The 12,813-nt window shown below is 71.7% G+C and carries 12 protein-coding genes; 9 read left to right on the top strand and 3 right to left on the bottom strand.

Features of this window, described 5'->3' with window-relative positions:
- Positions 1 to 47: 47 nt before the first annotated feature.
- The gene (locus G3I65_RS10015; protein WP_203612332.1) at positions 48 to 710 is read left to right on the top strand and encodes a TetR/AcrR family transcriptional regulator; all 663 of its coding nucleotides are present in this window, start codon (positions 48 to 50) and stop codon (positions 708 to 710) included.
- On the opposite strand, the gene G3I65_RS10010 is transcribed toward G3I65_RS10015, so the two are convergent.
- The gene (locus tag G3I65_RS10010; protein ID WP_309235363.1) at positions 676 to 2,250 is read right to left on the bottom strand and encodes a glycoside hydrolase family 44 protein; all 1,575 of its coding nucleotides are present in this window, start codon (positions 2,248 to 2,250) and stop codon (positions 676 to 678) included. The two genes, G3I65_RS10015 and G3I65_RS10010, sit on opposite strands and share 35 nt — an antisense overlap.
- 268 nt (positions 2,251 to 2,518) lie before the next feature.
- Positions 2,519 to 3,175 carry a TetR/AcrR family transcriptional regulator gene (locus tag G3I65_RS10005; protein ID WP_160695844.1) on the bottom strand — a complete coding sequence of 219 codons (657 nt, stop codon included), beginning with the start codon at positions 3,173 to 3,175 and terminating at the stop codon, positions 2,519 to 2,521.
- Between the two features lie 136 nt (positions 3,176 to 3,311).
- Between G3I65_RS10005 and G3I65_RS10000 the strand changes: the two genes are divergently transcribed.
- From G3I65_RS10000 to G3I65_RS09965, 8 genes are all read left to right on the top strand, one after another.
- Positions 3,312 to 4,436: a VOC family protein gene (locus G3I65_RS10000; RefSeq protein ID WP_309235362.1), complete on the top strand. Its 1,125-nt coding sequence runs from the start codon at positions 3,312 to 3,314 to the stop codon at positions 4,434 to 4,436.
- The gene (locus tag G3I65_RS09995; protein ID WP_160695842.1) at positions 4,433 to 5,359 is read left to right on the top strand and encodes a fumarylacetoacetate hydrolase family protein; all 927 of its coding nucleotides are present in this window, start codon (positions 4,433 to 4,435) and stop codon (positions 5,357 to 5,359) included. The genes G3I65_RS10000 and G3I65_RS09995 overlap by 4 nt, the downstream gene beginning before the upstream one ends.
- The gene (locus tag G3I65_RS09990) at positions 5,356 to 7,221 is read left to right on the top strand and encodes an acyl-CoA synthetase (RefSeq protein WP_160695841.1); all 1,866 of its coding nucleotides are present in this window, start codon (positions 5,356 to 5,358) and stop codon (positions 7,219 to 7,221) included. Before G3I65_RS09995 ends, G3I65_RS09990 begins: the two co-directional genes overlap by 4 nt.
- Positions 7,218 to 7,559: a DoxX family protein gene (locus G3I65_RS09985; protein ID WP_160695840.1), complete on the top strand. Its 342-nt coding sequence runs from the start codon at positions 7,218 to 7,220 to the stop codon at positions 7,557 to 7,559. Before G3I65_RS09990 ends, G3I65_RS09985 begins: the two co-directional genes overlap by 4 nt.
- Positions 7,556 to 9,004 carry a bifunctional 3-(3-hydroxy-phenyl)propionate/3-hydroxycinnamic acid hydroxylase gene (locus G3I65_RS09980; RefSeq protein ID WP_309235359.1) on the top strand — a complete coding sequence of 483 codons (1,449 nt, stop codon included), beginning with the start codon at positions 7,556 to 7,558 and terminating at the stop codon, positions 9,002 to 9,004. The genes G3I65_RS09985 and G3I65_RS09980 overlap by 4 nt, the downstream gene beginning before the upstream one ends.
- Positions 9,005 to 9,016: 12 nt before the next feature.
- Entirely contained in the window at positions 9,017 to 10,189 is a 1,173-nt protein-coding gene (locus G3I65_RS09975) for a cytochrome P450 (RefSeq protein WP_160695839.1), read from the top strand.
- A 12-nt stretch (positions 10,190 to 10,201) separates the two neighbouring features.
- Complete coding sequence (locus G3I65_RS09970) at positions 10,202 to 10,399, top strand: ferredoxin (protein WP_160695838.1); 198 nt, start codon at positions 10,202 to 10,204, stop codon at positions 10,397 to 10,399.
- 112 nt (positions 10,400 to 10,511) lie between these two features.
- On the top strand, positions 10,512 to 11,297 hold the full coding sequence (locus G3I65_RS09965) for an FAD-dependent oxidoreductase (protein WP_203612331.1): 786 nt from the start codon (positions 10,512 to 10,514) through the stop codon (positions 11,295 to 11,297).
- A gap of 95 nt (positions 11,298 to 11,392) precedes the next feature.
- Here G3I65_RS09965 and G3I65_RS09960 read toward each other — a convergent pair.
- Positions 11,393 to 12,813 (bottom strand): hypothetical protein (locus tag G3I65_RS09960; RefSeq protein ID WP_160695837.1); only part of this gene is annotated, 1,421 nt, incomplete at its 5' end.

Here is a 12,813-nt window from a genome sequence, read left to right as displayed (position 1 = left end):
GTGTTGCCGTTATTGCGTGAGGTGTCAACCGCGGCCATACTGGGCGCGTGACCAGTCCGTCCCCGGCCGCTCGGCGGTCACGTGGCCGTCCCGCCGTCCCGCTGGACCGGATCCTCGCCGCGGCCCTGCAGCTCGTCGACGAGGAAGGCGCCGAGGCGCTGTCGATGCGGACCCTCGCCCAGCGCCTCGAATCCGGCACGGCGACGCTCTACCGCCACTTCGGCAACCGGGCGACCTTGGTCACCCACGTCGTCGATCGCGTCTTCGGTGAGGTCGACCTGGACGCCGCGTCGCTGGCCGAACTGGACTGGGACCAGGCCTGCCGGACGGTCGCGCGGGCGATGTTCGAGGCGCTGGGCAAGCACCGGCGGATCGCGCCCCTGCTGATGGAGCAGACGCCGACCGGCCCGAACGCGATGCTGCTGCGCGAACGCTGCCTGGCCATCCTCCTCGAGGGCGGGCTCTCGCCGCGGCTCGCCGCGCGCGCCTACGCGACCCTTGCGCGGTACGTCCTCGGCTTCGCGATCCAGCTCACGGGCGACGACGCCGAGCAGGCACGGGCGTCGGCGCACTTCCACGACGTGTCGCCGGCGGAGTTTCCGGCCACCCTCGCGGTCGCGGACTCGCTGCCGGTGCCGCTGGAAGACGAGTTCGCCTTCGGCCTGGACCTGATCGTCACCGGCCTGCGCGCGGCAGCACCAGCAGGGTGATGGAGTTCGCCGGGTAGGTCGCCGTGACGCTGCCGTGGTTCACGGCGAGATCCGTGCCTCGCACGATCGAGGAGAGATTGCCCGGGCTGTAGGTGAACCGCTGCGCCTTGCCGGTGCCGAACCCGGCGATCGACAGGGGAGAGCTGAGTTCGGCGCCCGTCTTGTTGAGCACCATGAGGGTCAGGGCGCCGTCGCAGCGGCGTTGCGCGCCGTAGATCGCGAGCTGTCCCTGGTCGGTGCTGGCCGCCGAGACGCTGATGTCGCCGAACTTGCTCCCGGCTCCGTCGTAGTTGCGGTACATCCGGAACGCGTACGCGGCCGGATCGGTCGGTTTCGGTTCGCCCCAGATGGTGGCGAGGTCGAGCCCTTCGCGGCCGAAGATGCCGAGGACGTCGGCTTCGGCGAGGGCGCCGTTGATGTCGTCCAGCGCGCCCCAGTTGTACTCGGTGATGGCGGTCTTGGTGCCCGGGTTGTACTGCGACACCCACTGTTTCATCGTGCGGATGAACTGCAGCGGGGGAGCGTTGACACCGCTGGGCCCGATCCAGGATTCCTCGACGTAGGACGGGTCCCAGAGCGAGCGGGTGGACCGCAGCCGCCACGCGTTGGCTTCGGGGGTCTTGTCGCCGCTGATCTGCGGGTAGTAGTGCTGGTCGAAGTAGTCGAGCAGCCGCTTGCCGGCGGTGGTGCTCGCGTCCTTCATGTTCTTCAGGAACCACTGGGACAGGTTGAGCCCGCCGTGCGCCGCGGCGTCGGCGCCCGGGGCGCAACCGTCCACACCGGACGCGACCCATTCGCAGTAGCCCCAGCCCGACGGGCCGAGGACCGCCGCGCGCGGATCGGCCTTCTTGATGGCCGCGGCGGTCGCCGTGCTCTTGCCGCCCAGTTCGTCGTCGGACACGGGCTGGGGGTGGACGTCGCGGTGCGTGGAACTCCACAGCACCGGTTCGTTGTCCAGTTCGTAGATCGGGACGCCGCCGCGGGCCGCCGTACCGAACTGGCTGACCAGGTGCGAGACCATTCCGCTTGCGAAGGACGCGTCCGCCGGGACGGAGGTGTCGGTGGGCTCGGCTCCGGTGAGGTCGGTGTTGTTCAGGCGGCCGTTGCCGCAGTTGGCGTCCCACTGGTCGAACGAGTCCTGGCTGGGGAAGCGGGTGGCCGGGAAACCGCAGGCGTGCGGTGACGACGGCGAGTCCTTCGCCACCCAGCCGGACATCGGCACGGTGACGACCTGCTTGATCCCGTGGTCGCGGTTGCGCTGGACGTAGGCCTCGAGGGTGTTGTCCGGCCCGGCCACGATGTTCTCGAAGTACCAGTCGCTGCCGGTGTTGTAGGTGTGGTTGGTGAAGTTGTAGCGGCTGCTCGCGTTGCCGCCCCAGCGCGAGACCGGCGTGCCGAGTTCGGCGACGAGCGCGGGATCGCCGCCGTTCATGCCGTAGATGTCGGGGCTGATCGCGTGCCGGGCGGCGAACAGGTTCACCGACAGGCTGAGCCCGGCGGCGGACGCCGGTGGTGCTCCGGTGGTCAGGAGCGCCGCCACCAGGCAGCCGCCCGCGGTGACGGATTTGCCGGACCGTAAGCGATTCCGCCGCCGAGCAGTCACCGTGGAACTCCTGACGTCGATGTGTGGGAGCGCTCCCACACGATACCGGCCGGACGTCGATCGTCAATCGGCCGAATGGCAACCGGCGTCGTTCCCCGTTGGCGGACCAGCACATTCGTCACGGCCGCGGGTGTAACTTCCTCGGAGCCGGGAGCCGGGAGCCGGGAGCCGGGAGCCGGGAGCCGGGAGCCGGAGTGCTGGTCGTTCAGGCGGCGGTGTCCGGCCCGATGGCGATCGCGTCGAGGTCGGGCAGCGGGCGGCCGCAGATCTCGTGGGCTTCGGCCGCGGTGAGGCCGAGCATCCGCAGCAGGTCCTTGGCGACCTGGTCGGTCGAGGCGGCGTCGTCGCGCTCGGGCTGCCGGTGCAGCAGGTGGCCGAGGCCGAGTGCGGCCCCGGCGACCGTGACCATGGCGAGTTCGGTGTCGGTCACGGTGAAGCGGCCGGCTCGCACGGCGGCCTCGATGTCGCGGCGGGCGCGGGGCGCCAGGCCGCTCTCCGAGGTGGCGAGTTCGAGACCGTGGTGCAGCAGCACCTTGCTGAGTTCGGGGTGGATCCGGTGCAGGCGCCCGGTCAGCCGGAAGCTCTGCGCGAAGACCTGTGCCGGGTCGTCGAGGTCGGTGGTCAGCTCGTCCAGCAGGGCGCCGTGGACGTCGAGGGCGTCCTCGACCGCCGCGTGGAAGAGCTGCTCCTTCGTTTCGAAGTGGTTGTAGAACGACCCCAGCCCGACGTCCGCGGCCTGGGTGATCTCCAGGATCGCCACCGCGGTCTTGCCCTCGGCGATGAGCGCCTGGGCCGCCCGGACCAGGGCCGCGCGGGTGCGCGCCTTGCGCCGGTCCAGTCGGCTCGGAGCGTGCTCCGGCATCCGTGCTCCCGTCTTCGCTGGTCGTCGCCGCATCGTAGCCCATCGCGTCAGTGGTGATGAATTCGTCAGAAACTCTTGACTGATGACTTGCTCGTAACTGACGATGTCGTCATCAATGTGGATGGAGGGAGCAGCCGTGGGAGATCCGCACAGCGGGCTGCACAGCGAGCACGGCGCGCTCGCGGGCGAGCACCCCGGCCGGGCGGCGAACCCGGTGATCAAGGTGCACGACCTGGCGTGGCTGGAGTTCGAGAAGCCTGACCTGGCGCGGGCGGAGGCGTTCGCCCGGGCCTTCGGGTTCACCCCGACGCTCAGCACCGGCCGCGAGCTGCACCTGCGGGGCACCGATGCCGGCGCGCCGTGTGTGCTCATCCGCAAGGGTGCTCGGTCGAAGTTCCTGGGACCGGCGTTCCTGGCCGCGACCCCGAGCGACGTCTTGCGGCTGGCCGAAGCCACCGGCCGGACGGTGAACAAGCTGCCGGAGACGCTGGGCGGCGTCGTCGTGGACCTGCCCGACCCGAGCGGCCTGCGGGTCCGGGTCGTCTCGGACACCCACGAGCTGCCCGCGCTGCCGCCGCAGGAGCCGCAGCTGCTGAACTTCGGCCACGACGTCCGGCGCGTCAACGCCACGCAACGGCCGCCGCGGGCCCCGGCCCTGGCGCAGCGGCTCGGGCACGTGGTGCTGCAGACGACCCGCTACCGCGAGGCCCTCGATTGGTACCTGGACCACCTGGGCCTGATCGTCAGCGACTTCCTGTACCACCCCGGGCAGCGCGAGCGCGGCCCGGTGATGAGCTTCATCCGGTGTGACCGGGGTGCCACTCCGGCCGACCACCACACGCTGGCCATGGTCCTCGGGCCCGCCGACCGCTACGTGCATTCCGCCTACCAGGTCGCCGACCTCGATGCGCTGGCCGCCGGTGGCGAATACCTGCGCGAGCACGGCTATCACCATTCGTGGGGCATCGGCAGGCACGTCGAAGGCAGCCAGCTCTTCGACTACTGGCGTGACCCGGACGGGTTCATGGTCGAGCACTTCAGCGACGGCGACCTGTTCGACAACACCCTCGAGCCCGGCTGGGGCCCGCTGACCACCTCCGGGCTGGCCCAGTGGGGGCCGCCGGCCACCGCCGACTTCCTCGGCGTCAAGCCGGGCAAGGAGTCTCTGCGCGAACTGCGCGCGGTGTTCGCCGCGCTCCGCGACGACAACGAATTCGACGCCCGGCGCCTGCTGGGCCTGCTGAAAGTGGCCCGTTCATGAGCTTGACCGTCCTGCGCACCGCCGACGCCTGGTACCTCGCTACGCCTTCCGGTGCGGCGAAGATCCCGACGGCCGCGAAGACCACCGCCGAGCTGCTCGCCGACCGCGCGGCGATCGGCGCCGCCGCCGACACCGTGCCGGTCGCTTCACTCGACCTGGTCTCCCCGGTCACCGCACCCTGCCGCGTGGTCGCCCAGATGACCAACTTCGCTTCGCACGTCACGGATGCCGGGATGGATCCGGACACGGTGCCGTTGACCTTCTTCCGCAAGGCATCCGGGTCGATCAGCGGCCCGTTCGACGACGTCGTCAAGCCGCCGCACGTGCGCCTGCTCGACTACGAGGTGGAGATCGGGCTGGTCATCGGCCGGGAGATCCCGGTCGGCGACGAGATCACCGCGCTCGACGACTGCGTCGCGGGCCTGGTCGTGACCAACGACGTGTCGGCCCGCGACATCCAGCTGCCGCAAACCCAGTTCTACGAAGCGAAGTCGTACCCGACGTTCACGCCCACCGGGCCCGCGCTGGTGCTGCTCGACGCCGGCGAGCTGAAGCGGTTCGCCGACCTGCGTCTGACGCTGTCGGTCAATGGCACGGTCCGCCAGAACGCGGTCGTCGGCGACGACATGATCTACCGTCCGCTGGAGGCCCTGCGGGCGTTGGCCCGGTTCCAGCGGCTCGATCCCGGCGACCTGGTGCTGACCGGGACTCCGGTCGGCACGGCGCTGTCCGCACCGCCGAAGGCCGTGGAGAAGATCGCCGCGCTGCTGCCGCCCGCACTCAAATGGAAGCTGTTCTTCAAGGGGCAGGCGAAAAACCCGAAGTACCTGGCGGACGGCGACGTCGTCGAGGCGTCCGTCGCCACCGACGACGGTGCCCTCGATCTGGGCACCCAGCGCACGGTCGTGAGGTACCAGCGATGACCGGAGCTTCCCTGTGGCCGCGCTACGCCGAGCCCACCGACCTGGCCGCGATCGAGGCCGTCCCGCTCGCCGAACGAGGACTGCCGGAGTCGACCTACGCCTTGCTGCAGCGGGCCGCCGCGTGGTGGCCGGATCACCCGGCGACCACCGTGCTGCCCGAGGCCGCGCGGTGGCGCGAGCCCGTCCGGCGCACGTTCGCCGAGCTGCTCGCCGACGTCCACCGCTACGCGAATCTGCTGCGGCAGCTGGGAATCCGGCGGGGCGACGCGGTCGCGTTGCTGTCGCCCAACTGCGCCGACCTGATTCCGGCGACCCTCGCCGCGCAGCTCGCCGGGATCGCGGCCCCGCTGAACGGCGGACTGTCCCGCGACCACCTCGGCGAACTACTCCGCCGGTCCGGCGCACGCGTGCTGATCACCGCCGGGCCGGAACTCGCGCCGGAGGTCTGGGACACCGCGCGGACGCTGGCCGCCGAGCTGGACGTCGTCCTCGTGCTGCGCCCGACCGGCGCCTCGGCCGCGTTGCCCGCCATCGAGGGGGTGCGCGTCGGCGACCTCGCCGAGCTTTCCGCCACAATGGACACGTCCGGTTTCGCCGGTGAACTGCCGGTGGCGTCGGATCTGGCCGCGTTGTTCCACACCGGAGGCACCACCGGGGCCCCGAAGCTGGCCGCGCACACGCACGCCAACGAGGTCGCCGACGCGTGGATGATCGCGGCCAACTCGCTGCTCGACGTCGGCTCGGTCGTCTTCGCCGCGCTGCCGCTGTTCCACGTCAACGCGCTCGTGGTCACGCTGCTCGCGCCGCTGTTCAAGGGGCAGCACGCGGTGTGGGCGGGGCCGCTCGGCTACCGGGAACCGGCGCTGTACGGGGAGTTCTGGAAGATCGTCGAGCACCACCGGATCGCCGCGATGAGCGCGGTGCCGACCGTGTACGCGGTGCTCGCGCAGTGCCCGGTCGACGCCGACATCGCCAGCCTGCGTTTCGCCATGGTCGGCGCGTCGCCACTGCCCGCGGCCGTGCGGGAGGGGTTCCAGGCGCACACCGGCGTCACGCTGGTCGAGGGCTACGGGCTGACCGAAGCCACCTGCGCCAGCGCGCGCAGCTTCCCCGATGTCCCGCGCCCCGGCACCGTCGGGCAGCGGCTGCCCTACCAGCGGATGAAGGTCGTCCACCCGGAAACGGGGGAGGAGCTGCCCGGCGGCGAGACCGGGGTGCTGGCCATCAGCGGGCCCACGGTGTTCCCGGGCTACGTCGTCGGGCGTGACTCAAACGCGTACATCCTGGACGGCCTCGGCAAACTCCGCGACGGCTGGCTGAACACCGGTGACCTGGCTCGCCTCGACGCCGACGGATTCGTGCACCTGGCCGGCCGGGCCAAGGACCTCATCATCCGCGGCGGGCACAACATCGACCCGGCGCTGATCGAGGACGCCCTGCTGGCCCACCCGCAGGTGACTGCGGCCGGAGCGGTCGGCCGCCCCGACGAGCATTCCGGCGAAGTCCCCGTCGCCTACGTGACCCTGGTTCACGGTGCCACCGTCACCGAGGACGAATTGCTTGCGTGGGCTGCCGAGCGCGTTCCAGAGCGGGCAGCCGCGCCGAAGGTCGTCACCGTGCTCGACGCGTTGCCCGTGACCGACGTCGGCAAGCCCTACAAGCTCGCGCTGCGCGCCGATGCGACCCGCCGCGCGATCGCCGAGGCGCTCGCCCCGTTCGAGGGGGTGGTCGAGGCGCTGATCGAGGACGGAACCGTGGTCGCCGCCGTCACCCTTCCGTCCGATGTGGACGAATCGAAGGTGGCCGCGACTCTGGCCCGCTACACCGTTCCCACCCGCCTGACCTGCGGGGAAACCTCATGATCGTCCTGTCCGTCCTCGTGGCGGCTATCTTCCTCCTTTTCGGCGCGGCCAAGCTGTTCGCGCTCGCGCCCATGCGGGAACGCGCCGCGCACGCCGGTTTCTCCGTCGACGCCTACCGCGGCATCGGCGCACTGGAGATCGCCGGAGCCGCCGGTCTCCTGCTCGGCTTGGCCGTGCCGGTGCTCGGCGCCCTGGCCGGGGTCGGCCTGCTCCTCCTGCTTGCGGGCGCCCTCGTCACGCACGTGCGCAACCACGACCGGGGCCGCGACCTCGTCCCGGCGCTGGTTTGTGCACTGCTCGTCGCCGGTTACCTCGTGGCCCTCGGGGTGTCGCCGTGAGGGTGCCTGTCGTCATCGTCGGGGCGGGCCCCGCCGGGCTTACCGCCGCGGCACTGCTCGGCCGGTACGGCGTCGAGTGCCTGGTGCTCGAACGCTGGGAGTCGGTCTACCCGCAGCCGCGCGCGGTGCACCTGGACGACGAGGTGCACCGCATCCTCGGACGGCTTGGGCTGGCCGAGGAGTTCGCCGCCATCTCCTGGCCCTGCCACGGGCTGCGGCTGCTCGATCCCGACCTGCGGGTGCTGGCGGAGTTCCGCCGTTCGCCGGGCGGCGGCCGCCACGGCTACCCCGAGGCGAACATGTTCGACCAACCCGACCTGGAGCACCTGCTCCGCACCCACCTGGCGACGCTCGGCACCGTCACCCTGCGCGGCAACACCGAGGTCACCGGTATCCGGCAGGACGGGACCGGCGTGCGCGTCGAGATGACCGACCGCGGCACCGGCGCGCGCGAGATGATCCACGCGGACTACGTCCTGGGCTGCGACGGCGCCAACAGCCTCACCCGGACCGCGATCGGCGCGACGATGGCCGACCTGAAGTTCGACCAGCGCTGGCTGGTGGTCGACATCGCCACGTCCGCCGACCTCGCCCAGTGGGAAGGCGTGCACCAGGTCTGCGACCCGGGCCGTGCCGCGACCTACATGCGTATCGGGAAAACCCGCTACCGCTGGGAATTCCGACTGCTGCCGGGCGAGACCGCCGACGACTTCCACGATCCGGACCGGCTGCACCCGCTGCTCGCGCCGTGGACCGGAGAGATCGACCTGGAGATCGTCCGCGTCGCCGAGTACACCTTCCGCGCGCAGCTCGCGAACCGGTGGCGCGACCGGCGGGTGTTCCTGCTCGGCGACGCCGCCCATCTGACGCCGCCGTTCATCGGCCAGGGCATGGGCGCCGGGCTGCGGGACGCGCTGAACCTGGCCTGGAAGCTCGCGGGTGTCCTCGACGGGAGCCTGCCCGAGTCCGTGCTCGACACCTACGAGGCGGAACGCAGACCGCACGCCCGCGCGATGATCCGGCGGGCGGTGCTGGTCGGCAAGGCCATGACCGAAGGCGGCCGGTTCGGCGACCTGATCCGCCGGGTGGTCGCGCCGCGCCTGAACGGCCGCGTCCTCGACAGCGCGACGCCGCCACTGCACCGCACGGGTCTGGTCGTGCGGTCCCGGTTCGGGCGGTCCCTGGCGGGACGGTTGTGCCCCAACGCCCTTCTCGACGACGGAACCCGGTTCGACGACGTCGCCGGCGGCCGTTTCGCCGTCGTCACCACGAGCACGCCGTCGGAGACCGAGCGGGCCGCCATCCGGGAGTCCGGCGCGGTCCTCGTCACCACCCGGCGTTCCGGCGAGCTGCGCCGCTGGCTGCGTACCGGCGCGGCCGTCGTCCGTCCGGACGGCACGGTGCTGAGCGCCGGAAACAGCCTCTCCCAGTGCTGGTACCCCTGACAAGGAGCAACGATGCCCCAACCCGCTTACCGGCCGGACATCTATGCGCCGCAAGCGATCCTGGACCCGTACCCGCACTACGCGAACCTGCGTGACCTCGGTCCGGTGGTGTGGCTGCCCAAACAGAACGTCTACGCGCTGCCCCGCTACGCCGAATGCAAAGCGGTGCTGCTGGACGACAAGACCTTCGTCTCCGGCGACGGCGTCGCCCTCAATCCCGTCGCGAACCGGCTCTCCCGTGGCACGACCCTCAACAGCGACGGCGAAGACCACGCCCGCCGCCGCGCCCTGGTCGCCCACCGGCTCACGCCCCGGGCCCTGCGCGCGATGAGGGACGTCGTGGAACGTCAGGCGGCCGAGATCGTCGAGGCCGCGGTCGCCCGGCGGACCGTCGACGGCGTCGAAGTCGCGGCCGCACTGCCCGCGGCGGTGGTCCCGGACCTCGTCGGGTGGCCGGTGGAGGGACGGGAGCACCTGCTGCGGTGGGGCGCGGCGACCTTCGACATCCTGGGTCCCTTGAACGGCCAGTCGGTGCAGGCGGTCCCCGCCGGCCTGGGCATGATGCGATTTGCGCACACCGTCGCGAAGCAGCGGAAAGTCTTGCCCGGCAGCATGGGCGACGACCTGCTGCGCGCGGCCGACGCGGGCGAACTCGCCCACGCGGAATGCCCGGCGCTGATGATCGACTACCTGGCGCCGTCCCTGGACACCACGCTCAGCGCGATCGCGAGCGCCCTGCACCTGTTCGCGACCCACCCCGGCCAGTGGCAGCTCCTCAAGGACGACCCGGGCCTGATCCCCAACGCGGTCAACGAGATCGTCCGCTACGAATCGCCGTTGCGCGCCTTCAGCCGCAAGGTCGCGCGCGACACCGAGGTGGCAGGTACCGCGCTGCCCGCGGGTTCCCGGGTCCTCGTCCTCTACGCCTCCGCCAACCGCGACGCGCTGGAGTGGGACGACCCCGACACGTTCGACATCCGCCGGGACGCCGCCCGCCAGCTCGGTTTCGGGCGCGGCACGCACGGCTGCGCCGGGCAGGGCCTCGCCCGCCTGGAAACCCAGGCGATGCTGCGCGCGCTCGTGGCCCGCGTCGACAAGATCGAGCCGGCCGGGCCGCCCGAGTGGGCGCGCAACAACATCATCCACCGCCTCGGGCGGCTCCCGATCGAACTCATCCCGGCCTGAAAGGGGACACCGGTGCGGATCTCCGCCGACTACGACCGCTGCGAAGGCCACGGCCTGTGCGCCGAACAAGCTCCCGCGATCTTCGAACTGGACGACGAGGCCGAACTCGTCCACCACTTCGAAGGCACCGACATCCCGCCGGAGCAGCTCGCCGCCGCGCGGGCCGCCGTCACGTCGTGTCCGGTCGCCGCGCTGCGGGAACTCCCGTGACCCCACCGCGCTCGATCGTCGTCGCCGGCGAGTCCATCGCCGGCATCACCGCGGCGAGGGAACTCCGGCAACTGGGCCACGCGGGTCCGATCACCATCCGCTCTCCGAGGCCGTGCTCAAGGACGACCGCTCCGACAGCACGCTCGGCTACCGGCTCGACGGGCTCGGCATCGACGTCGTCCGCTCGCCCGCGGTGACCGCCGACGTCGACCGGCGGGCGCTGGCCACCGCGAACGGCCGGGAGATCGGCTACGACGCGCTCGTCATCGCCACCGGCGCTCGCGCCCGGCGGATCGCCGCTCCCGGGCAACGCGGCGAAACGGTGCTGCGCACCCTGGACGACGCCCGCCGGCTGCGCACGCGGCTCGACACCGCCCGTTCGGCGGTCGTCGTCGGCACCGGCTTCCTCGGTCTGGAAGTCGTCAGCGCCTGCGTGGCCCGGAACATCCCGGTCACCGTGGTCGACGTCGACCCGCCGCTGCGCCGCATCCTCGGCCCGTTCCTGTCCGAGGCGATCACCACGCGGGCCGAAGAACACGGTGTCCGCGTCGTCACCGGACGATCCGGTCAACGGCGGGCGGCTGACCGACGGCATCCTCCTCACCGCCGACGTGGTCGTCCCCTGCCGCGGCGAGGTGGCGGACACGGACTGGCTGACGGGAACCGGACTGGCCGGTCGCCACGGCGTCGTAATCGACCCGGCCTGCGCCACCACGGTGCCGGGGTATTCGGAGCCGGAGATGTCACGTGCCATCGCGGCGGGACGTGCACCCCGTTCTGGTCCACCGCCGTCGCACAGGGTAAGGCGGCCACCGCGTCTGCGTTGACGCTCGATCCTCGGTCTGTCCATAAAGGTCGTGGGCCCGTTGCCGCGTGCCCGGTGGATCGGCGCTGCTGACCTGGTTCGGCGAAACCGGGCAGCGGACGGTCGTTTCCTACGGCAAGCGCATTCCGGTGCCGAAGCTGCGCGCACTGGCCGGCTGACGGAGCCCGTTATCGGCGGTAGCTGCTGACCTTCGCGGCCATGGTCTTCACCTCTTCGAGCCGGGCGTCGTCCGCCAGTGCGTGGTGGGGGTCTCCGTTCTCGGCCTCGGTCAGCAAACGGGTGGCGTGGGTCGAGCATTCCGCGCAGAGCCGGGTCAGTTCGTCGCGCAGGGCCTCACGTTGCGAGCCGAACGTCGCGCGCATGCGGGTGCGGATGCCGACGGCGTGCTGGTAGAGCAGCTGGGCGAGGTGGTAGCGGGCGTGGGAGTTCTCCGCGTCGTCCCGCAGCAGCCGGCGGAGGTCGCCGCCCAGGGAGTCCGGGTCGACTTCGCCCGGCCGGCGCAGGTGTTTGGCGATCGTCACCTCGACCACGAGCCGGCGCCGGGCGTCCGCGACCTCGGGGTGCGGCTCGGCCAGCTCCCCGGTGATCTCCTCCGCGGTGGGCAGCACGGCGTCCGAGCCCAGCCACCGGCGGTAGGTGGTGATCCGCAGGCGGCGGACGTCCGCCGGGTCCGTTCCGTGCTGTTCGAGCCTGGTCAGGCAGGCCAGGGCGTCCTTGAAGGCGCCGCACTCGATGGACAGGCGTACGCGGGTCAGCGAGTCGCGGGGGCCGGCGGCGGCGCGGGCTTCCGCGAGCAGAGACGTCGCCCTGCTGTGCTCGCCCACCGCGTGCAGCAGCTCGCCGAGCATCGCGGGCGGGCCGGGTGCGCCGCGCAGCCGGGTGATCCAGTGCTCCATCGCGGGCAGCGCCGCCAGCACCACGGGCCGGATCTCGTGGTCGGGAGCGTCGTCGTGGAGCAGTTCGAGTGCGTGTTCCACCGACGGGAGGTAGACGGCCTGCGGGTCGTCCAGCAGGTCGAGGTAGCGCTCCGGTGCGCCGTTGCGTTGCCAGGACAGGCAGATGCGCTGATAGCGCCGGGGAAAGTCGGCGGAGGCGTCGAGCCGGTTCTCGGCGGCGCGGAAGATGCGCTCGACGGCGAACCGGGCCGCGAGGCCGGACAGGTCGTTGAGCTGCCGGAGGTACGTCGTGGGCGCGCCGAGCCGCAGCACGGCCTTGCGCACCGTCTCGTCCGCCGGGTCGAGCCGCAGCTCGTCGATCAGGCGCAGGCAGGCGAGGATCTCGCCGGAGCTTTCGGTGACCGGCCAGTCGTCCGCATCGACGAGCTCACGAGCGATGCGCGCCTTCCACCGCACGCGTTCGTGCGTCCAGGCGATGTGCGCTTCCTCCTCAACGGGGTCGCTCGCCTCGCGGGTGCGGCCGCCGGGGTCGCACGCGGCTTCGTGGGCCGTCCGGAACGCGGTGCGGCACAGGTCCGCGAACGGCGCGCGCACTCGTTTCGGCAACGGCGCGCAGGCCGTCGCGACGAGGTCGAGGCGGGCGTCGAACGCGTCGTCGAGCTGGGACCGCCGCACCGAGCGCGCGACGCCGA

The sequence above is a fragment of the Amycolatopsis sp. SID8362 genome, assembly GCF_010550475.1.
Taxonomy (GTDB): Bacteria; Actinomycetota; Actinomycetes; order Mycobacteriales; family Pseudonocardiaceae; genus Amycolatopsis; species Amycolatopsis eburnea.
This window is presented reverse-complemented; position numbering and strand designations above follow the sequence as displayed.